The 21,678-nt window shown below is 41.3% G+C and carries 19 protein-coding genes and 2 pseudogenes; 16 read left to right on the plus strand and 5 right to left on the minus strand.

The annotated features are described in order from the left end of the window. Nucleotides 1-2: 2 nt before the first annotated feature. A complete protein-coding gene (locus tag IPZ60_RS03240; RefSeq protein ID WP_194196436.1) occupies nt 3-1,694 on the plus strand; it encodes a ShlB/FhaC/HecB family hemolysin secretion/activation protein in 1,692 nt (563 codons plus the stop codon). A gap of 86 nt (nt 1,695-1,780) precedes the next feature. On the opposite strand, the gene IPZ60_RS03245 is transcribed toward IPZ60_RS03240, so the two are convergent. Beyond that, nucleotides 1,781-2,695 (minus strand): lantibiotic ABC transporter permease, encoded by a 915-nt coding sequence (locus tag IPZ60_RS03245; protein WP_194196437.1) that lies wholly within the window; start codon nt 2,693-2,695, stop codon nt 1,781-1,783. A 110-nt stretch (nt 2,696-2,805) separates the two neighbouring features. Continuing rightward, nucleotides 2,806-3,522: a 3'-5' exonuclease gene (locus IPZ60_RS03250; RefSeq protein WP_194196438.1), complete on the minus strand. Its 717-nt coding sequence runs from the start codon at nt 3,520-3,522 to the stop codon at nt 2,806-2,808. A 397-nt stretch (nt 3,523-3,919) separates the two neighbouring features. Between IPZ60_RS03250 and IPZ60_RS03255 the strand changes: the two genes are divergently transcribed. Beyond that, nucleotides 3,920-4,225: a putative quinol monooxygenase gene (locus IPZ60_RS03255; protein WP_194196439.1), complete on the plus strand. Its 306-nt coding sequence runs from the start codon at nt 3,920-3,922 to the stop codon at nt 4,223-4,225. 584 nt (nt 4,226-4,809) lie between these two features. Continuing rightward, nucleotides 4,810-5,148 carry a hypothetical protein gene (locus IPZ60_RS03260; RefSeq protein WP_194196440.1) on the plus strand — a complete coding sequence of 113 codons (339 nt, stop codon included), beginning with the start codon at nt 4,810-4,812 and terminating at the stop codon, nt 5,146-5,148. 78 nt (nt 5,149-5,226) lie between these two features. On the opposite strand, the gene IPZ60_RS03265 is transcribed toward IPZ60_RS03260, so the two are convergent. Next, on the minus strand, nt 5,227-6,111 hold the full coding sequence (locus IPZ60_RS03265; RefSeq protein WP_194196441.1) for a LysR family transcriptional regulator: 885 nt from the start codon (nt 6,109-6,111) through the stop codon (nt 5,227-5,229). A gap of 173 nt (nt 6,112-6,284) precedes the next feature. Here IPZ60_RS03265 and IPZ60_RS03270 point away from each other — a divergent pair, with 173 nt between their 5' ends. Together IPZ60_RS03270 and IPZ60_RS03275 are read left to right on the plus strand one after the other, a co-directional pair. Then, complete coding sequence (locus IPZ60_RS03270; RefSeq protein WP_194196442.1) at nt 6,285-7,421, plus strand: alkene reductase; 1,137 nt, start codon at nt 6,285-6,287, stop codon at nt 7,419-7,421. Nucleotides 7,422-7,644: 223 nt separating this feature from the next. Next, nucleotides 7,645-7,866, plus strand: a complete 222-nt coding sequence (locus tag IPZ60_RS03275; RefSeq protein ID WP_194196443.1) for a hypothetical protein — start codon at nt 7,645-7,647, stop codon at nt 7,864-7,866. 233 nt (nt 7,867-8,099) lie between these two features. Here the strand turns inward: IPZ60_RS03275 and IPZ60_RS03280 are convergent, their stop codons facing one another. After that, nucleotides 8,100-8,996, minus strand: a complete 897-nt coding sequence (locus IPZ60_RS03280; RefSeq protein ID WP_194196444.1) for a 3-hydroxyacyl-CoA dehydrogenase — start codon at nt 8,994-8,996, stop codon at nt 8,100-8,102. A 756-nt stretch (nt 8,997-9,752) separates the two neighbouring features. Then, nucleotides 9,753-10,376, minus strand: coding sequence for a TetR family transcriptional regulator C-terminal domain-containing protein (locus IPZ60_RS03285; RefSeq protein ID WP_320108711.1), 624 nt, complete (start codon nt 10,374-10,376; stop codon nt 9,753-9,755). Nucleotides 10,377-10,852: 476 nt separating this feature from the next. Here IPZ60_RS03285 and rutA point away from each other — a divergent pair, with 476 nt between their 5' ends. The 11 genes and pseudogenes from rutA (at nt 10,853) to IPZ60_RS03340 (ending at nt 21,410) form a co-directional block, all read left to right on the plus strand. Then, nucleotides 10,853-11,956, plus strand: a complete 1,104-nt coding sequence (gene rutA / locus IPZ60_RS03290; RefSeq protein WP_194196446.1) for a pyrimidine utilization protein A — start codon at nt 10,853-10,855, stop codon at nt 11,954-11,956. A 14-nt stretch (nt 11,957-11,970) separates the two neighbouring features. Continuing rightward, a complete protein-coding gene (gene rutB / locus IPZ60_RS03295; RefSeq protein WP_194196447.1) occupies nt 11,971-12,690 on the plus strand; it encodes a pyrimidine utilization protein B in 720 nt (239 codons plus the stop codon). 75 nt (nt 12,691-12,765) lie between these two features. After that, complete coding sequence (gene rutC, locus IPZ60_RS03300; protein ID WP_110923384.1) at nt 12,766-13,149, plus strand: pyrimidine utilization protein C; 384 nt, start codon at nt 12,766-12,768, stop codon at nt 13,147-13,149. A gap of 136 nt (nt 13,150-13,285) precedes the next feature. After that, nucleotides 13,286-13,867, plus strand: coding sequence for an NADH-dependent FMN reductase RutF (rutF, locus tag IPZ60_RS03305; protein ID WP_194196448.1), 582 nt, complete (start codon nt 13,286-13,288; stop codon nt 13,865-13,867). 33 nt (nt 13,868-13,900) lie between these two features. Next, nucleotides 13,901-15,259, plus strand: coding sequence for a solute carrier family 23 protein (locus IPZ60_RS03310; RefSeq protein ID WP_194196449.1), 1,359 nt, complete (start codon nt 13,901-13,903; stop codon nt 15,257-15,259). A 40-nt stretch (nt 15,260-15,299) separates the two neighbouring features. Then, on the plus strand, nt 15,300-16,799 hold the full coding sequence (locus IPZ60_RS03315) for a CoA-acylating methylmalonate-semialdehyde dehydrogenase (RefSeq protein ID WP_194196450.1): 1,500 nt from the start codon (nt 15,300-15,302) through the stop codon (nt 16,797-16,799). 109 nt (nt 16,800-16,908) lie between these two features. Then, a pseudogene (ribB, locus tag IPZ60_RS03320) lies at nt 16,909-17,586 on the plus strand (3,4-dihydroxy-2-butanone-4-phosphate synthase); the annotation flags it as partial. Between the two features lie 105 nt (nt 17,587-17,691). After that, nucleotides 17,692-18,468, plus strand: coding sequence for a pyrimidine utilization protein D (rutD, locus tag IPZ60_RS03325; protein WP_194196452.1), 777 nt, complete (start codon nt 17,692-17,694; stop codon nt 18,466-18,468). A gap of 18 nt (nt 18,469-18,486) precedes the next feature. After that, nucleotides 18,487-19,083: a malonic semialdehyde reductase gene (locus IPZ60_RS03330; RefSeq protein WP_194196453.1), complete on the plus strand. Its 597-nt coding sequence runs from the start codon at nt 18,487-18,489 to the stop codon at nt 19,081-19,083. 166 nt (nt 19,084-19,249) lie between these two features. After that, nucleotides 19,250-19,594 (plus strand): annotated as a pseudogene (locus IPZ60_RS03335) (IS3 family transposase); the annotation flags it as partial. 199 nt (nt 19,595-19,793) lie between these two features. After that, nucleotides 19,794-21,410: an NAD(P)/FAD-dependent oxidoreductase gene (locus tag IPZ60_RS03340; RefSeq protein ID WP_194196454.1), complete on the plus strand. Its 1,617-nt coding sequence runs from the start codon at nt 19,794-19,796 to the stop codon at nt 21,408-21,410. Nucleotides 21,411-21,678 lie beyond the last annotated feature (268 nt).

The raw sequence follows: 21,678 nt of genomic DNA on the forward strand, positions 1-21,678 counted from the left end.
CCATGAAATCACACTATCAATACAGCACCCTTGCGTTATCCATCACGGCTTGCTCCATGCTCATAAGCACCATGAGTCATGCAGCGCCCGTACCCAACTCAGGCCAGTTACTACAGCAGCAGCAACCGCCTGTCTTTGCGCCACCACAAACTGCTGTCGATGTTGAACGCACACAACCCATTCCAAGTACAATAGACTCTACCTTACAGATACCCGTACAGAAGATCACCATTGAAGGCAATCGCCAGTTTAGTACCGCCCAACTACACGCACTTGTGACCGATGCCGAAAGTCAACGTATGAGTCTGGTCGGTCTTCAAGCCTTGGCCCAGCGCATTACTGACTTCTATCAAAGCCAAGGTTATATCTATAGCCAAGCGTACCTACCACAGCAAACACTGAGTGACGGTGTGGTACGCATTGCCGTCCTAGAAGCCGTGTATGATCAGACCCAAATAAACAATCAAAGTCGAACGCAAGACTGGCTGCTTGATGCCACGGTTGCACCCTTAACACCTGGTAGCCATATCGAACAGCAACAAATGCAGCAGCAACTCAAACGGCTCAATCGTCTGAATGGTGTCAGCACTCGTAACGTACTGACGCCTGGCACCACCACAGGCAGTAGCCAGTTAAACATTGACGTGCAAAATACCCCTTTAGTGACAGGCTATGTGGGTGCAGATAACTTTGGTAATGAGTACACCAACGAAGCCAGACTAACCGCAGGTGTGGCAGCCAATAATCTTGCCGGACTGGGTGATCAACTGAGCGTTGAAGGTTTGACCACAGGATCAGCGCTTAACTATGGCAGAGTTGGTTACGAGTTTGTCTTTACAGGTATGGGGACACGTGCAGGTGTAAGTTACTCTTATCTAGATTACGACCTAGGTGATGAGCTTGAAGATATTGGGGCCGAAGGCAGTGCAGCTCAAACCAGTGTTTGGTTGTCACAACCTGTCTTACTCAGCAACTCAGCTGAGCTGTCAGTGTCACTACAATATGATTATAAGCAACTCGAAGATGATATCAATGTCAGCCAGTACTATAAACACCGCGATATCGATCTGATTACGGCTCGTTTAGATGGGTCGCAGTATGATCAGCTCTTTGGTGGTGGTCTGAGTCAATATGGGGTGTTTAGCAGTTACGGACAGGTTGACTTTAAGAACGATGATGCTAAGGCGTTAGCTGCGCAAGCCGCTGATACTCAGGGCAGTTTTTATCGCATCGGAGCCAACCTTTCTCGTCTACAAAATCTTGGCAGTAAAGGTACCCAAGCGTATGTAGGGGTGTACGGTCAATACAGTCCTTATAATTTAGATACGTCAGAGCAGTACATTGGGGGTGGGCCATTTAATGTCCGTGGTTATGACTCTAATGTATTGGCAGGCTCAAGTGGTTATTATGCCACCTTAGAGCTGCGTCAAATGCTCATAAGTGATGCGAGCAATCAGCTTGGTGCCAAAGTCTTTGTCGATACCGCCGATGTGACGCTCAATGCTGATAAATGGGCGGGGTTAACGGGTAGTAATACGGGTCGGTTAAGCAGTGCTGGAGTGGGCTTTAATTGGGATAGTGCCTCAAACATTCAGGCCAGTGCTGAGGTGGCTTTTCCTATCGGTAGTTTACCGGATCAACTTCAAAGCCGTGATGATGGGCAATACTGGTTGAGTGTGCGCAAGACTTTCTAAGGAGCCTGTGGGTGAAGTGATGCCAATAGCTATAGCATGGCTATTGGCAGATCTACTAGGGACCTCGATTGTTTCTATAACAGATTTTATGTTTGATGGCGTTTTGCCATATATTTTCCCAGCAAAGGCAAGCAAAATGCTGGTAATTGAAAAGCACCCAGTAACGGTAAAAACATCGTACCCATAAAGGGTGCAGTTATGGTGTAAGCAAGTAATACATTGCGTCCGCCACACACCAACGCAGCGACAATGGCATTTTCATAGCCAAAACGCCGATATATTATATAAGCAGTAAAATAAAACACCAATGCTAATACAGAACTTAGTGCCAGTAATGACAACGCTTGCCATGGATTATGATCAAAGGTGGTACGAAACCCTGCCATCAGTCCTAGTGGAAACAACATCAGTAGTAAAATATTAAACTGTCCAATCTTAGGATAATAACGTGACAAAATAGCAGGTGAAACGAACCGGCGCACCCCCACAGCCAGCACCATTGGCATAACAATATAAACCAACAAGCGATTGACATAAGTACCAACGTCTACATGCGCATTTTTATCGCCTAATAGCCACAATACGCCCAATAATGTACATGGCATAATGAGTGTAGCAGCGATGGTTTTTGCTGTCGCCAGTTGTGCATCAAACCCTACCGCATTGACCAATGCACCACTACCAAACAATGGGGCAGTGGCACCAAGACCTGCAATCGCCAATAGCCAATCGCCACGCACACCAAGCGCATAAGCAATCAGTATCAAAACCAAACTCATGCCTCCGCTTTGCAACAAGGCAAAAACCCACACATAGCTTGTCGCTATACGCTTTAACAGCGCATATTGGTCGATGCCTAGCAAAGTAAAAAACATTAAGAAGAACAGCATTTGGGGTAAATATACCAATACCGCATTGGATACGTTTGGAAAAACAAAGCCCGCAATTGCACAAACTGGCATAATTAATGTGCTATGACGCGCAATAAAACGAAGAAGCATGAGCTTTCCTAATAAAAATATTCGTAAAAAGCGGGTATTACTTCTCTTTTTTATAGAGGATTGACTATAGCTCAGCTTTTTATACTGGGTAAATAACTACTTCTAGGGCTTTATACTGACGCTAATGCCTGCTTACAAGCTTCAGCCAAATACGTATCAACCGTATCCTGTTTGAGCAGCCATTTTAGATACCCAGCACCATCCGAATGGGTAACTAAATCTGCAATAGCTTCACCCTTAAACTTACCAAAACTTAAATGCGTGGGTATGCGTGCCATTTGACTAAAGGTATATAGGCTCTCTACGTCAGTGATGACATGACCTTGGCTATTCGCTAAGTCGATCAGGCTGCCAAGTACCAGCTGAGTGAAGTAAATATCATAAATAGCAGCGTGTGCATGCTTTGCTTGAGCGCGCGCTACATCTCTATGGAAATGATAGAGCAGTGATACCAGTTTATGACTTTCAAGAGTAGGAAGGAGGTGATTGGACATGGCATTGGTACAGATTAATTTAGGGGTATGGGTCACGCCCGCATTTTTTAGAACGCCCATATCATAATCAATATTATGACCTATCAAATACTCAACACTACTAGGTAATCTAAAGTCGGTATGAGGTGGCTCATTCACGACATCTTCTTCACATATATGGGATACGGCCATAGACCCTAAACTGATTTCTTTTAGGGGATTAAAGCGCTTAGATCTTGGTTCCTGTAGGACCTCTACGTTACCATTATTTATATCAATAATAGAGTAGGCGGCTTCAGTCATGTGAGGTTCAACAAGACCTGTGGTTTCGGTGTCGAGTATATATGTGGTCATAGTGTCCGTTTATAGTTTGGTGCTAGATGTGAGTGGTAAAGGCGTAAAAGCTTTGACATTGATAACAATGACTAAGAGAGTTGCTAACCATTAACAAGTAAAAATATCAATTGCTAACAGCGGTGATTGATTAGATTGCTTGCTGCATAAGTAATCGCTAACTATACCAGTCTTGGCGGTTCTAATACATATTAGATTATTAATAAAGAGGTGGTCTGCCTGTGCAAAGACAACCGTAAAAATGGCTGATCTGAAAAAATGCCCATACTGAAACTAAACAGTATAGGCACTATACTTACTGTTTTTTGTGAGTTTATCGGAGTATAGTCAATTCTGTATAAATCAAATGCGATAATTTATTTGAAATAATTATAATACTTAAAAATAGGAAGAATTTATGAACACACAAGCGAACAAGCCGCTCACCATCGTTGCCACTGTCAAAGCCAAGCCTGAGCATGTTGAGCAAGTAAAATCAGAACTTCTCAAGCTAACTGAAGCCTCACAAACTGATCAAGGTTGTATCCAATATGACCTGCATCAAGACAATGCGAATAGTAATGGCTTTATCGTTTATGAGATTTGGGAAGACGATGAGCGGTTGCAGCAGCATGTAGAAAGCCCGCATTTCCAAAACTATGTAACAGTAACAGACGGGATGATCGATGAGTTTGTCATAAACGAAATGACCATTATCTCGTAATTTTTAAAAATCTCAGACTGAAAAAGTCTTTTAAGCTATGATTTATACGGCTTAAAAGGCTTTTTCAGTTTTAGAGAAGGTTGTTGTCATGAACTATTACATCTAATGTAGAAAAAAGAGCCACTCAGTCAAAGTTAGCAAAATATGGTTGAATAAGATTTCTCTGGTTCCTACACCACACAACAGGTATAAATTAACAAAAGTTAAAATAGGATAGGTCAAAAATTGAAAACCTGTGATTAATAATTTAGTGGATGTAGCTCAAGGTGTACAGGACATCAAGAGCATTTTAGGAACTTCAATTAATATTCAAGAGATCAAAGTTAATGACAAAAATTATTAAACGCATCTAGGTATAATCTAAATAGATACGCTGTAATTGTCGATACAAACAATACTAATGGTTTTGGCGAAAGATGGGTGCTATCTAAAGATGTTAATGTAATGAACATAAGAGGTTTCAACGGAAATTTTGTACCTGTTAAAGATTCAATAATATTGAAAAATACTAAAATAACTTACGAATACGTCCTAAATAAAAATACATGAGATACTATTACTTATTATCTTACCGAGTAAGTATCATGAATAATAACGAGTGTGAGAGCAACGATGACGCTATACCAAATATATTTTACAATGAGTTCACTTGTCAAATAAATGCAGATATTTTACCATCTAACTGGAATAGTGAATGTTATTTAAATACTCTCGCTAAAGGTTCAGCAACGAGATTATCTTTAGTCGTTGAACCTACTAAACTCATAGAAATTTTTAATGAAATGATTCGAGATAGAGAGCATTATCTAAACAAATTGACATCGGAAGCAAGCAATTTTGAGTGGGTCATAGAAAGTGAGGAATGGGTAGCCTATGTTAAACTTTTGAATAAAATAATAAAATTTATTAGCATAGATTTATAACTATTTAAAATAAGCTCAATTAGGTAAAAGCTACGAACTCTCATGACTCGTAGCTTTTTTTATTTATACGAACAGCTATTATAGATTTCTCAACTGCTCAATCAACCAACGATGTATACCACTGTCGCTGGTACGTGGATGCCATGCCGCGATGACTTTAAAAGTAGGTGGCAATGCTTCAACCTCAAGCTCTTTGACCTTACTGTTCGGCAATAACCGTGAAGGATAAAATGCAATCATATCGGTCGTATGCAAAATATCTGGTACGGCTGAAAAGCTAGGAACTGACATCACAATATTTCGTTTTAGACCCTTTTCTGTAAACCATTGATCATGAGAGCCGCGTAGATTAGCACGCGAGGGTGATACCACTAGCTGAGGATGCGCAGCCACTTGTGCCAGTGTTAATGGTTCTGTTGGAAGTTTATTTTCACAACCCGTCACGCATAAATGTTGCTCTTCAAACAGAGTGACATACGATAAATTATCTGGGATGAATTCGGGAAAGGTAATCAGTAAATCAAGCTCTCCTGCTGCTATCAGCTGATTGATATTGTCCGAGGCAAAATCACGGACGATCAGCTTCAGATCAGGTGCGTCGCGTCGCGTAATATTAAACAACTGCGGTAACAATGCTTGCGTCGCATAGTCAGTCGCACTAATCGTAAATACGCCTTTGTATGTGTGCGGCATAAAGACTTCTGGCTCTAACAAATCCTCCAACTGTTTTAGGATATCGTCAAGAGATTGCTCCATCGATAGCGCCTTTGGCGTTGCCACCATGCTATTGCCTTGACGAATAAACAGGCGATCATCAAACACCTCACGTAACTTACGCAGTTGCTCACTGATGGCTTGTTGAGTTAACCCCATTTTGCGTGCGACTTGCGAGAGGTTTTTTAGATCAAGCAGCGCCTGTAATACTCTAAGTTGCTTAATATCGAGCCGATTCATTCCATTCATAATGCATACCATTAATAGTTGTATCTTAAACAATAAGTGGTTGTTTCTAATTGTATCCTTAAAACGCTATGCTGACTAACATTGCTCAAGTAATCATTAGATTGGTTATTAATCATCAAAACAGGCCAAACACCTTTAATAACAAGCCATCAGCTGCTTTAAAAGAGACACTTATGACACAAACCATTCTAAATACAAATACACTATTTTCCTCTGTAGAACTTGGGCCTTATACGCTCAAAAACCGTATCGTAATGCCACCGTTGACACGCTCTCGTAGTACGCAACCTGACAATATTCCTAATGACTTAATGGCAGAATACTATGCACAGCGCGCGTCAGCTGGATTTATGGTGACTGAAGGTACGCAGATTGAACCAAGAGGCCAAGGCTATGCTTGGACGCCAGGTATTAATTCACCAGCCCAAGTTGAAGGCTGGAAAAAAGTTACGCAAGCAGTACATGACAAAGGCGGTATTATTTTTGCTCAGCTTTGGCACGTGGGCCGTGTCTCTCACACCAGCTTGCAGCCTAATGGTGCTAAGCCTGTAGGTCCGTCAGCGATTGTTGCTGATAATGTAAAAGTATTTATTGAAACAGGTCCAGGCGAAGGTGCTTTGGCCGATCCAAGTGAGCCACGCGCACTCAGTACCGATGAAGTTGGTGAGCTGGTAAATATGTATGCGGCAGCTGCACGCAATGCGCTAGAAGCAGGGTTTGATGGGGTAGAGCTGCATTGTGCCAATGGTTATCTGGTCAATCAGTTTATTTCTGAGCATAGCAACACCCGTGATGACCAATATGGTGGGTCATTGACCAATCGTCTGCGCTTCTTAAAAGAGATCGTCGCTGCTGTCAGTGATGTGGTCGGTGCTGATCGTTTGGGCGTGCGTTTTGCGCCATTATTTGCCAGTACCACTGAGACACGTGTGTATTTGGGCTTGGTAGAGTCAGATCCCCATCATACGTATATTGAAGCAGTCAAAGTGCTTGAGCAAGCTGGCATTGCTTACTTGTCTATTGCAGAAGCAGATTGGGACAATGCGCCTGATTTACCAGACACTTTTTATCAAGCGGTCAGAGAAGAGTTTTCAGGCCGTATCATTTATGCTGGCAAGTACACGGTAAAAAAAGCCGTGAACATTTTAGAAAAAGGCTACGGTGATTTATTCGCGTTTGGTCGTCCTTTTATCGCTAATCCAGATTTGCCAGAGCGTATCGTCAATAACTGGCCATTGAATGAGGTAGACCCTGCCACTATGTATGGTGGTACTGATATTGGCTATAGTGATTATCCTTACTATAGTTAATCCTCTATAAAAGAATGACAGCGTTAACCTCGCTTGAAGTATCACATATACATCTTCACTCGGTTGCCTTGACTCTCTTTTAAACTGAATCAACTATATTAATAATAGCGAAGCAGCTGAGCAGGGAATGAGATAAGGTCATTAATACTAGTGGCCTTATTTTTGTTTATAAATTTAACGCTTTTATATAAGCAGAGGCTTAATCATCAATCGGTATCATGCCATGAATCAAAATACTAAAGAAAGACTGATACGTATATTGGTAGGGTATGTCGGACTTTATCCAACGCTCCTGATCGTATTGACGTTATTGAAGCCTGTGACTCAAGGCTTAAGCCTACCAGTGGTGGTATTAATTGAAGCTATCATACTCGTTCCGCTGACACAGCTAGTTTCTTTCCCACTAGCAGGCAAGCTGATTGATATGCTAAGAAGAAAAAAATAATTGTTCTTTGCATAGCGCATTTACCGCAATAGTTTACCAAGTTGATTCCTAACGAACCTCTAACGAACTCCAAAGCTTGGTTATACAAATTTGATAGTAGGGTTACTCTTCCGCACATTAAAAAAGACCTTCAATCGCTTGAAGGTCTTTTTGGTTTTATAAGTAATGTGAGCTTTCTAAGCATTTAACATGAACGTCATGCTAACAAGCTCTCATAAATAAAGAGCGGTTTTTCATTTCAAAAAGTCAGGTTGCATAAAGGCAGGGTTTGGATAAGTATAAAATCCTTCGCCAGTCGCCGCACCCATTTTATTTTTATCAATCATCTGCTCTTTTAGATATTTAGCGGCCTTTAATCTTGCAGGGTTTTGAGTCGTCTCAGCAGCTAGCTTAGTGATGTTGTAGGCCGTGTTTATACCGATGGTATCCAAGATGCCAAATGGTCCTACAGGCGCACCAGTCACTATCATCCATGTCTTATCAATCGTATGCGGGTCTGCAACCTCTTTGGCTAATAATTGCAGTCCTGCGTCTATAAAGGGCGCTAATAAACTGTTCATTATGTAGCCGGGTTGTTCTTTATACAGCGGCATTGCAACCATACCAATGGCAGTAGCAAAGGCAACAACGTCATTAAACACCTTAGGATCCGTGCCAGGATGTCCCATAATTTCAGCGACATTATGCATCCAAATCTTATTGGCAAAATGTAGGGCCAAAAATTGAGCAGGTCGTCCCGTTGATTCCGCAAACTGGCTAGGGAGTAGGGTTGAGGTATTGGTGGCAAATATGGTCTTCTCTGGCGCTAGTTTGGCAAGCTTTTCATAAAATTCGATTTTAATGTCAGTAATTTCGGGAATAGCCTCAATCATTAGGTCAGCATCTTTGACTGCTTCTGCTAAGTCTGAGGTATAGCTCAGATTGTCAAAGGCCTTGTCCAACTGCTCTTGAGTTGCTCTTAAATCCTTTCGAAAAGCTTTGCACATCAATTGAAATTTTGCCTTTGCTTTTTCTAAAACCTCGTCATTGATATCGTAGACACTGACATTAAAGCCATGAAATGCGGCTTGAAAAGCAATTTGATAGCCTAGGATGCCGCTTCCAGCGACAGTTACATTTTTATACGTCATTGTATTAATTTCCTAAAAGTAGTGGGTATAAGTCGTTAGATAAATGTCTAGAACTTATAGATCTATTATTAGATTGTTTTACCTCATTATTCAACCTTCATTTTTGTAAAAACATTAAAGAGAACCCAAAAATATCGGTATGCAAGCATCAGATTGGTTCATACCACTTGACTTCTTATATTGTTAAATAATTCAATAACTTGATGTTAATATTGCTAGCTTTACACCTGATTATTGTAGGATGGTTTAACGCTACTTTAATATCATGATAGTGTTTTTAATGACTACTGATGTCAAACTATTATCGATGAGATTGTAAAGGAAGATATAAGTAGTGATGTAGGAAGACAAAATGTAAATTAACTCGGGGACTTTTATCGTCCTATCTAGTACGTTCTAAAAATATCAGTAGATGTTACAGCCTGTTCTCTAAACCACTTATGCTTAGGCGCTTTTTGATATTTATTGTGCCACAGCATCCGCATGGTAATCGGTGTAGGTTGATAGGGTGGTGGGGATATTGGTCATTAGTAGCTATGATGTCTAAGTGCTACGGGTATGAATGTTTCTAGAGCGCTGTTCACAAGCATGAGAAAGGTTGCAAATAATCTATCCCAACAGCACTGTATCGAATTTAAAGTAAATCCACTATATTTAGGTTTAAGCCATACGTTTTCTCACAATAGAACTCCTTATAAAGAGTTCTATTGTGAGCTGTATTCTTTTAGGTGGTAGTTATACTCAACTAATATCAAATTATACAATCAAACTATCCACCAGAAGTTGAATACTAGTGTCTAACGCACTATTAGCGAATTTCTTATTTTTTAAACTATGATTACAAACCGCTTCCGTTTGCGTAGAAAAATCAGAATAGTGCTGAGTGACGGCCCAAATATGAAAAATTAAATGAATGGCAGAAACGGACTTAATCTTGTTATCCGCAATCCATTCATCAATCACTGCCACTTTTTCTCGAACCAAGGACTTCAAAGGTCCTTTTAATACGGCCATTAAGTGAGGGGCACCTTGCATAATCTCTAAGGCATACAGTCTTGATGCTGCAGGCGATTTCTTTGAAACTTTATATTTCTCTTCAATGTAGTTTATAAGGGCCTTTCTTGGATCTTGGTTGACATTCATCTCATTCAAAGGTGATAGCCACTTGCTAAGTACCCTTTCTAGAACGGCAACATACAGAACCTCTTTACTGTCGAAGTAGTAGAATATATTCGATTTAGATATATGAGCTTCTTCAGCGATTTTTTCCATTCGCGCCCCATTCAATCCTTCTTGAGAGAACACAATCAATGCAGCATTGATGATGTGTTCTTTCTTCTTCAATATCTTTGAACTCGTTTCTATCTCTTCTTTTAGCACGTATTCTCTCAATGTATGGTTCCTGATCATAAAGTCATGTAAACCTAATTTTACATGATAATTAAGTCAATTTAGAAAAAGGTTAAATCAACCGAGTGTATATACCACTGGTTGGTCAAAACAGACATGTCGACAGCATTTAATCACGCAGCTGTATCGAGTTTATAAGGTATTTGACTATAACGATTTGGCACCAAAAAACCCCTCTTTTTTACTCATTCAACATCATTTTTATCAATATGCACTATTAAAAACTTTCTGCACTATTTTACAACATTCTGCACTATTTTATAACATCCGCACTATTTTCATGCATATTTTTAAACCATATGGTCTAAAAATTTTTGCATATAAAAACGGTAAGTATTTGATAAATAACAATTAATTAATTTGGCATAAATTATGCTACGTAAAAAACATGAAATAATCTTTATTTCTTTTATAGCTCTTTCTTCCTCAAACTTATAGGTGAAATTATGGAAATAGGTATTTTTTGTCCGATTGGCAACAATGGCTGGTTAATTTCAAAAAACGCGCCGCAGTACAAGCCAACATTTGAGCTTAATAAGCAAATTGTGCAACGTGCTGAGCACTATGGCTTCGATTTTGCGCTTTCAATGATTAAGCTACGCGGCTTTGGCGGGGAGACGGAGTTTTGGGATTATAACCTTGAAAGCTTTACCTTAATGGCAGGATTGGCTGCGGTCACGTCCAAGATAAAAATCTATGCCACATCGGCGACTTTGGTCATGCCACCTGCAATCGTAGCAAGAATGGCATCGACGCTTGATAGCATCTCAAACGGACGTTTTGGATTGAATGTCGTGACTGGCTGGCAAGAAGCAGAATATGGACAAATGGGAATGTGGCCAGGCGATGATTATTTTGGTAAGCGCTATGACTACCTATCTGAATATGTCCAAATTTTGAGAGATCTGTGGGCGACAGGCCAATCTGATTTGAAAGGTGAGTTCTTCCAGATGGATGACTGTCAAGTGAAGCCCATTCCAAAAGCGGATATGAAGATTATCTGTGCGGGTCAATCAGATACAGGGTTAGCGTTTTCTGCAAAACATGCTGATTACAACTTTGTCTTTGGTAAAGGTCTAAACACACCTACCGCTTATGCCGGTATCAATGACCGTCTAAAGGTACACACGGATCAGACGGGCCGTAATGTTCCGACCTATGTCCTCTTTATGGTCATTGCAGATGAGACCGATGAAAAAGCCCAAGCAAAATGGCAATCATACAATGATGGTGCGGATTTTGAAGCCATTGATTGGTTGCAGTCACAAGGCGGTAAAGACAAAACATCAGGCAAAGATACCAATATTCGCCATATGGCCTCAAGCGTTTCACCAGTCAATATCAATATGGGTACGCTGGTCGGCTCCTTTGAAAATGTCGCCAGCATGTTAGACGAAGTTGGTGAGATACAAGGTACTGATGGCGTCTTACTTACTTTTGATGATTTCGTGCAAGGTGTTGAAGATTTTGGCAGTAAGATTCAGCCCCTTATGAAGAGCCGTATCAATGTCGATACCCCAGTTGCCAGTCAAGCTGTCAGCGAAGCTTAATAAAAGGAGCGGATATGAATTCGGTTAATACAATTTGTGCAGACTTTACCAAGGAATCCTCTCCTGTTTTAGAGTCGTTGCCTGAACCTATCAAGTTAGATCCCTCACAGACGGCCTTGATCGTAGTAGATATGCAAAACGCTTATGCTAGCCAAGGCGGTTATCTAGATTTGGCTGGGTTTGATGTCACAACGACCAAACCTGTCATAGATAAAATCAAGCAAGCCGTGGATATTGCGCATCAAGCCGGTATACAAGTCATCTACTTCAGAAATGGCTGGGACAATAAATATGTGGAGGCTGGTGGTAGTGGATCACCTAATTATCACAAATCAAATGCCTTAAAAACCATGCGTAAGAATCCTGAAATTGAAGGAACGTTATTGGCGAAAGGGGGCTGGGATTACGAGTTGGTCGACGAGCTGAGCCCTGCGCCTCAAGACATCGTTATAGATAAACCTCGTTATAGCGGCTTTGCGAATACTAACTTTGATAGCGTATTGCGGTCACGAGGCATACGTAACTTATTGCTCACTGGTATCGCAACTAACGTTTGTGTTGAATCTACGCTTCGAGATGGATTTTTCCTTGAGTATTTTGGGGTGTTATTAGATGACGCTTGTTATCAGGCAGGACCAGTAGAGGCTCATGAGGCCACACTATATAACGTAAAAACATTTTTTGGTTGGGTGTCTGATGTTGCAAGCATGCAGCAGTGCTTTTCGAATAGCTAACGTTTTACTTAGCCAGTTTTTAGCAACCTAAACCAAGCGCTTCATACTTAACCTAACCGCAATAGGAATGTAGATATGTCTAAACAAGTGATTATCCCTGAAGGTACCAGCAAGCCACTAGCCCCTTATGTCCCAGCGACTAAGGCCGATAACATCGTTTATGTCTCAGGTACTTTACCCTTTGATGAAAATAACGATGTCGTACATGTGGGTGATGCCGCTGCTCAAACTCGCCATGTGTTAACGACGATCAAAAACGTTATTCAAACCGCTGGCGGCGATATGGATGACGTGACATTTAATTCAATCTTTGTAAAAGATTGGGCAGATTATGACGCGGTCAATCAAGTCTATGCAGAATTCTTTCCCAATGAAAAGCCAGCAAGATTTTGTATCCAATGCGGGTTGGTAAAACCAGACGCTTTGGTCGAAATCGCATCCATAGCGCACATTGGATAAAGACCTGTTTAAAAATGACTGCAGTTAGTGAATTTAAAGTTACCTGACATGGAACCCCCCCCCTAGCATTGGACTGTAGTAGGGCGCTTTAGTTAACTACACATGTGGCGGAATATTGTTTAAAAGGAAATGACAGATGAATACAGTAATTAAAGAAAGCCAAGTAACGCAATCCTCATTAATGAAACATAAATCTAAAGAATCATTCACCTCTACGGCAGCAAACTTAACTGACATGCAGCAATCTTTTAGAGATGCGATGAGTAATTTGGCTGCCGCCGTCAACATTATCACCACTGAGGGTCCAGCAGGGCGGGCAGGATTTACCGCCTCTGCTGTGTGTAGTGTCACTGACTCACCACCAACCCTATTGGTATGTTTAAACAGAAGCGCTTCTGTCTATCATTATTTTAAAGAAAACATGGTGCTATGCGTCAATACACTTGCTCTTGAACATAAAGATTTAAGCGGTGTGTTCGGGGGTAAAAAATCTCTAGAAGAAAGGTTCGATCAAGGCAGCTGGTCTACGCTGTCGACAGGATCGCCTGTACTAGAAGATGCCAGTATCTCTTTTGATTGCAAGATCAAACTCATTAGCTCGGTGGGAACTCACGATATTCTTATTTGTGAAGTATTGGATATCAAACACAAGCCTAATTGTGACAGTCTCATTTATTTTAATCGAGACTACCATCAATTAAGTAAGTGCACGAACTAAGTATCATCCCTCTACTTTTTAAGGATATTTAAAATGGATAAATGGTTTGTTAAATGGCGTCCCTATACTGGAAACCTAGAAACGACGCCGGTAGGTATCAATGAGTATCTACCAATGGGTAAAAGTGTGGTATTAGGCGCACAGCACTCATTCGCAATGTTCGGCGCGACAATCTTAGCTCCCTTACTGATGGGCTTTGATCCTAGCTTAACCATGCTGATTACTGGTATAGGTACGATACTTTTCTTTCTCATTACTGGCGGGCACGTACCAAGCTATTTAGGCTCCAGCTTTGCATTTATCGGGGCGGTAGCAGCAGTAACAGGCTATAGCGGCACTGGTATCAATCCAAATATTGGTATTGCGCTGGGGGGCACACTGGTCTGCGGGGTCTTATACGCATTGATGGGTCTGCTGGTGATGAAGACAGGTGCAGGATGGATTGAGAACTTGATGCCACCTGTGGTCACAGGGTCCATTGTGATGATTATCGGGTTGAACTTAGCGCCTGTCACCATACAAAGCGTCATTGGCAGTAGCTTTGATTCTTGGATGGCTTTAGTCACCGTGTTGTGTATCTGTTCAGTTGCCGTATTCACCAAAGGTATGGTCAGACGCTTGTTATTGTTAATAGGACTGGTCGCCGCGTATTTCATTTATTTCCTATTAACGAATGTGATGGGTATGGGCAAACCTATCGATTTTAGTCCAATTGCGAATGCTGCTTGGTTCGGTCTGCCAACACTATATTCTCCTGTCTTTGAGACTAGTGCCATATTAGTCATCGCACCCGTCTTTATCATCTTAATCGCTGAAAACCTTGGTCATTTCAAAGCAGTAGAGGCCATGACTGGCAAAAGTATCTCACCTTATATGGGTAGAGCGTTCTTCGCTGACGGCCTTTGTACCACGCTTTCGGCTTCGGTAGGCGGCACTGGTATGACGACCTATGCAGAAAACATCGGCGTGATGGCCGCGACCAAAATCTACTCTACAGTCGTCTTTGTCATAGCAGGTGTCTTCGCCATTCTATTGGGCTTATCCCCTAAGTTTGGCACCTTGATCAGTACCATTCCTGTGGCCATTTTGACAGGTGCTTCAATCGTTGTCTTCGGTTTGATTACGATCGCCGGCGCGCGTATTTGGATGAATGCAAAAATTGATTTTAGTAAGAATGGCAATATGTTGGTAGCCGCCGTTCCAGTCATCCTAGGCACTGGCAACTATTCACTAAACATTGCGGGCTTCGATTTAGGTGGTATCGGTACCGCTACTTTTTTAGCCATTCTTATGAACCTCGCTTTCAATTTTAAAAACAAAGAAAAAGAGATGAGCGTGACCACTGATAAAGAAGTCGTTACTTCAGAGCCGCTCTTGAAGCTCAATACATAAATTTAAACACTTATTTGATATTACCTTAAGGAATCGTGTCATGACTGCAGAACTACGCAACGTACAACAATTGATAAACGGCGAATTTACTGAATCGACTACCACAGAATGGATTGATATCACCAATCCAGCCACTCAAGAAGTTATCGCCAAGGTACCACAATCAACACCTGAGGAAATTGATCAAGCCATCAAAATGGCCGCTGAGGCTTTTAAGAGCTGGCGTATCACACCAATCAGCAAAAGAGCCCGTGTTTTCTTAAAGTATCAACAACTGATACGTGAGAATATGGATGAACTGGCGGCGCTACTGACTGAAGAGCAAGGTAAGACACTGGCAGATGCTAGAGGCGATGTGTTTAGAGGTCTTGAGGTCGTAGAACACGCATCAGGTATCGGTAACTTGCAACAAGGGGGCTACATTGAAAACGTCGCTAGTAGTGTTGATATGTATACCGTGCAGCAGCCAATAGGCGTCTGTGCAGGTATTACCCCCTTTAACTTTCCTGCCATGATACCGCTATGGATGTTTCCAATGGCCATCGCCACAGGCAACACGTTCATCTTAAAACCCTCTGAACAAAATCCAATCGTTACCATGAGGTTGGTCGAGTTGGCCCTTGAAGCAGGTATACCGAAAGGGGTGTTAAGTGTCGTTCATGGTAGTAAAGATACAGTAGATGCGCTGTGCGATCACCCTGACATAAAAGCGATATCTTTCGTTGGTTCAACAGCAGTGGGCAAGCATGTCTATGACCGTGCAGGTCAGGCTGGCAAACGTGTGCAATGTATGATGGGTGCGAAAAACCATGCCGTTATCATGCCTGATGCCAATAAAGAACAAAGTCTGAATCAGTTAGCAGGCGCAGCATTTGGTGCAGCAGGTCAGCGATGCATGGCACTGTCTGTCGTGGTATTGGTTGGGGAATCTAAACAGTGGGTTGATGAAATTGTAGAAAAATCAGCACAGCTAGTCGTTGCCGCTGGCAAGGATGACAAGGATTTGGGACCTCTAATATCTAAGCAAGCCAAAGCCCGTGTCGAGCGCTTAATCCAAGCTGGTATAGATGAAGGTGCGCATCTAAGACTAGATGGGCGTGGTTGTCAGGTAGCAGGTTATGAAGAGGGTAACTTTGTTGGCCCAACTATCTTAGATCATGTAACCACTGATATGAGCTGCTATACCGAAGAGATCTTTGGTCCTGTCCTATGCATTATGTATGCCGACACGCTTGAGGAAGCCATTGAGATTATCAATACCAATCCAAATGGTAATGGCACTGCCATTTTTACCCAGTCTGGCGCCCATGCACATAAGTTCCAACAAGATATCGATGTTGGACAAGTTGGCATTAATTTACCAATTCCAGTACCGCTACCTATGTTTTCGTTTACAGGGTCTAGAGCCAGTAAGCTCGGTGACTTAGGTCCTTATGGCAAGCAAGCGGTGCAGTTTTATACACAGACTAAAACAGTGATATCACGTTGGTTTGATGAAGATGCTAGTGAAGGCGTAAATACTACTATCTCTATGAAGTAGCTATACGGCCGTATCAAACGTAGGACGTTATGTAGAGCGTGTGATTAATTGACAACAGGCTCTACATAACAACATACAAAAGCAAATATAAATGCAAATGGTGGATTTTATGAATATCAATACAATACCGGAAATCATTGAAGATATTAAAGCAGGCAAGATGGTCATAATCATGGATGATGAGGATCGGGAAAATGAAGGTGACCTGATTATGGCAGCCAGTTTGGCCAAACCTGATGATATTAACTTTATGATTACACATGCCAGAGGTTTGGTTTGTTTGACCTTGACCTCCGAGCGTTGCAAAAAATTAAAACTACCTCTGATGTGCAAAGACAACCAAGCACCTTACAGTACAAATTTCACCGTTTCCATTGATGCAGCAAAAGGGGTAAGTACCGGTATATCAACGGCAGATAGAGCTCAGACTATCAGAACTGCAGTATCTCAAGACGTTACCTTTGATGACGTCGTAACCCCAGGTCATATCTTTCCATTAGTGGCTAAAGAAGGGGGTGTCTTAGAGCGGGCTGGGCATACGGAGGCAGGTTGCGACCTAACGAGACTGGCTGGCTTGGAGCCTGCTGCGGTTATTGTAGAGATTATCAACCAAGATGGTAAAATGGCTCGTAGAAATGATCTGATGAAATTCGCCGATACTCATAATCTAAAGGTCGGCACCATAGACGCGTTAATTAAATATATTAAATCTCAAGAGACTGTTGAAAGTATAGATAAAGTCGAAAATTTCGAAGAAACCGTAACGTATGAATATGATGAAAGCGATGAGCGTACCGTTGAATTGATTTAGTAAATTTAATTTAACTTGATTTTATAAGCTATTAGATACTTTTACCGCAATTTGAAATTTACTAAAATTGGATGAAACCCTATGTTAGTTAAAAAATATCCTTGTAAGAACGACACGACAGAAACGATCGTATTTAGTTCAGGTTTAGGCGGGCATGCTGATTTTTGGTTACCTCAAATTGAGAGTTTTACCGAGCATTACCATGTGATTTGCTACGAACAAGAGGGCGTGTCGCCTGATAGCGATCTCTTACCCGATGACTATTCTATGCAAGATTTAGCGGATCAATTAATTGAAATATTAGAACAAGAAGGGCTGTCTAATTGTCATTTCATCGGTCACGCGCTTGGCGGATTTATCGGTATGGAAGTCGCTTATAAAGCGCCAGAGTTGTTAAATAAACTAGTCATCTTAAATGGGTGGGAAAGCCTCGATCCTCATACTATCAAATGTTTTAGCATGCGACAAAGCTTGATAGAAAATACAGGTATAGAAGCATTTGTACGCGCCCAAGCGATATTTTTGTACCCACCTATATGGATATCAGACAACATAGAAGCACTCACGCAAAAAGAAGATAAAGCCATTGCTAACTTTGCTCCCGTTAAGAACGTCTTAACGAGATTAAAAGCCTTGCAGTCTTATCAACCTCTGATAAACGCTAAGCATATCAAAAACAAAACGTTGGTTTTAAGCAATCTTGATGATGTGTTGGTGCCATGGCAACGTGGTCTGGCTTTAGCCGATAATATGCAAAATGCTCAATTTGAGTTAATGCTGACGGGTGGACATGGCAGTACAATCACAGAGACCTGCTCAACCAATAGCAAAATCCTTAAATTCTTATCTAAAATTTAATATAAATTAGGACGTACTATGACTGATTCCCTATCGTTATCTCCAGAAGATCTAGATCAACTGTTTGGTAAGGCCAGATCCTTTAACGCTTGGCAACAAAAAGACGTGCCAGATGCACTACTTGAAGAGATATATGACTTAGTTAAAATGGCGCCTACCTCGGCCAATTGTTCACCTGCACGGTTTGTATTTCTCAGATCTGATGACGCTAAAGCGCGCTTAGAGCCAGCACTGTCCTCAGGTAATATCGAAAAAACAATGACAGCACCTATCACAGTGATTGTCGCTTATGATAATGAGTTTTATGAGCAACTTCCTAAATTATTTCCACATACTGATGCTAGATCATGGTTTAACTCTAGCCCTGAACTCATAAAAGAGACGGCGTTTAGAAACAGTTCTATGCAAGCGGCTTATCTGATTTTGGCTTGTAGAGCCTTGGGTTTAGATACTGGCCCTATGTCTGGATTTAATAATGAATTGGTGGATAAAACCTTTCTTAAAGATAGCAAGTGGACCTCAAATCTACTGATTAATATAGGTTATGGCGAACCTGATCAATTATATAGCCGTCTGCCAAGATTGGACTGTGATGAGGCTTGTCAGATTTTATAAGAAACCAATTATTTATCCACTGAACTGTTTGATTTCGGGATTGATAGACTGAATTGATGACACGTGAAGGGGTAGCTGTTTTTGGATCTGTCATATTCAGGTGCCTAACAATTCGTAGTTCAAAACCTAGTAATAGAGTTCTTACCTAAATAAAAATAGGTGGTCGATAGAGTCTTATAAGTTTAAAGGCTCAATGAGTGGTAAAGGCAACCACTACGTGCACAGCCCTCCGCCTTGCACTCGGGTAAGTGTCTCCCAGACACTTACTCTTCCTCGCTCATTTGACAATGCGCTAATAGAGAGTTTCTAGGGTATATTGAAGAGTGAGCTTGTATACCATCAGGAGTATAAAACAAAGTTTACAGTGACCAACGATATTATTAAGTATATTGAGCTTGATTATAATGAGGAGTGACTAGCAAAGTACTGCTTTGCAGCGACGCAAGGCAAGAGCTATGCTCGCAGTGAAACGAGAATTCAAAAGAGCTTGGGCAATAAATCGCCTAGATAGGTGTGGTCTGACTTTTACCGTCAGGTTGCGTGACTAAAGTCTCCCAAGTTTAAATATACAGATTTGATGGCAGAGGTCATTTTCAAGCTACAAACCAAATCCGCAAATTTAGCCTGCGTAAGTAAAATATTTATTCGCTTATTTGTATCAGTACCAGTAAAATGCGAGACTGTTTTCTACACGAGCTTATGAGTAACCAATGATACGTTTAACTGAAATTAAATTGCCATTAAATCATGCACCTGAAGATCTAACGACTGCTATAACGACAAAACTTCAAATCTCTGCTGAGCAAATGGCGTCATTTGTGATGTTTAAACGTGGTTATGATGCTCGTAATAAAAGAAATATCCAATTAATTTATACGCTAGATATCACACTGACCGATTCGGATTTGACCAATGATTTACTGGTTCAATTTGAGTCAGACAACCATGTTAAAGCAACACCAGATACTAGTTATAAGTATGTAGGTGAAGCGCCAAAAGATTTAACTGAGCGTCCTGTTGTTATTGGTTTTGGACCTTGTGGTTTATTAGCAGCACTTACTCTTGCTCAAATGGGTTTTAAACCTATTATCATTGAACGTGGTAATGAAGTAAGACAACGCACCAAAGACACCTTTGGCTTTTGGCGTCAGCGTAAATTAAACACAGAATCTAACGTACAATTTGGTGAAGGTGGAGCAGGTACTTTTTCTGACGGCAAACTGTATAGCCAAGTGAAAGATCCAAATCATTATGGCCGTAAAGTCATGACAGAATTTGTAAAAGCTGGCGCACCAGATGAGATTTTATTTGTCAGCAAACCGCACATAGGCACTTATAAGTTAGTCACTATGGTAGAAAAAATGCGTGCCGAGATCATAGAGCTCGGTGGGGAAGTCCGTTTTGCTACTCGCGTAGACGACTTACACATCACTGACTCAAAAGTAACTGGCGTGACACTTAATACTGGCGAAACCTTAAAAACCAACCATGTTGTTCTTGCTGTTGGTCATAGCGCCCGTGATACCTTCCAAATGATCCATGATAAAGGCGTGTATGTTGAAGCAAAGCCTTTTTCAATTGGCTTTAGGATTGAACATAAACAGTCAACCATAGACCAAGCACGCTTTGGTGACAATGCTGGAAACGAAATACTTGGCGCTGCAGATTATAAACTGGTTCATCATTGTAAAAATGGTCGTTCTGTTTATAGCTTCTGTATGTGTCCAGGTGGAACCGTGGTTGCTGCAGCATCAGAAGAAGGCCGTGTTGTCACTAACGGTATGAGCCAATATTCAAGAAACGAGCGTAACGCCAACAGTGCTATTGTTGTAGGCATCGACCCAGAGCGAGATTACCCAAACCATCCTCTTGCCGGTATCGACCTACAAAGACAACTAGAAACTTTAGCGTTTGAATTAGGCGGCAAAGACTACAGTGCACCAGCGCAAACCATTGGTGATTTCTTAAAAGGAAAACCAGACTCAGAATTAGGCGATGTAAAACCCTCTTACACACCAGGCATTACCTTAACCGACTTAAGCAAAGCACTGCCAGACTTTGCCGTGGATGCTATACGTGAAGCCATTCCAGCGTTTAATAAAAAAATCAAAGGATTTTCATCTGACGACGGTTTACTAACTGGCGTAGAAACCAGAACATCATCACCAATCAGCATTAAACGCAATAAAGAATTTCAAAGCATTAATACCAAAGGCTTATTCCCTGCAGGCGAAGGCGCGGGCTACGCAGGTGGCATATTATCAGCAGGGATTGATGGCATCAAAGTGGCCGAAGCCGTGGCGAAATCGATGTTGAACATAGAGTAAGAGCGGCTTTAGGCAAACTATAATATTAAAACGCTTACCTAGATGAAAAGATGTGATCGAAAAAGCCTTTCAAGCCATGAAGTATAAAGCTTGAAAGGCTTTTTTTTGTGTCTTCAGGATGAAGACATCGCAAAGTTACATGAACGAACCTTCACTCCATTTAAAAAACCTCGTGGTGGTCAATTGTTATAGAGATGCAAAGTTAAACGCTACCTTATTAATTAAAGTCGCTAATTTGGAGTGAAAGCTTACGGGGAGTCAACGTGTT

The organism is Psychrobacter sp. NG25 (assembly GCF_015234355.1).
Classification (GTDB): Bacteria; Pseudomonadota; Gammaproteobacteria; order Pseudomonadales; family Moraxellaceae; genus Psychrobacter.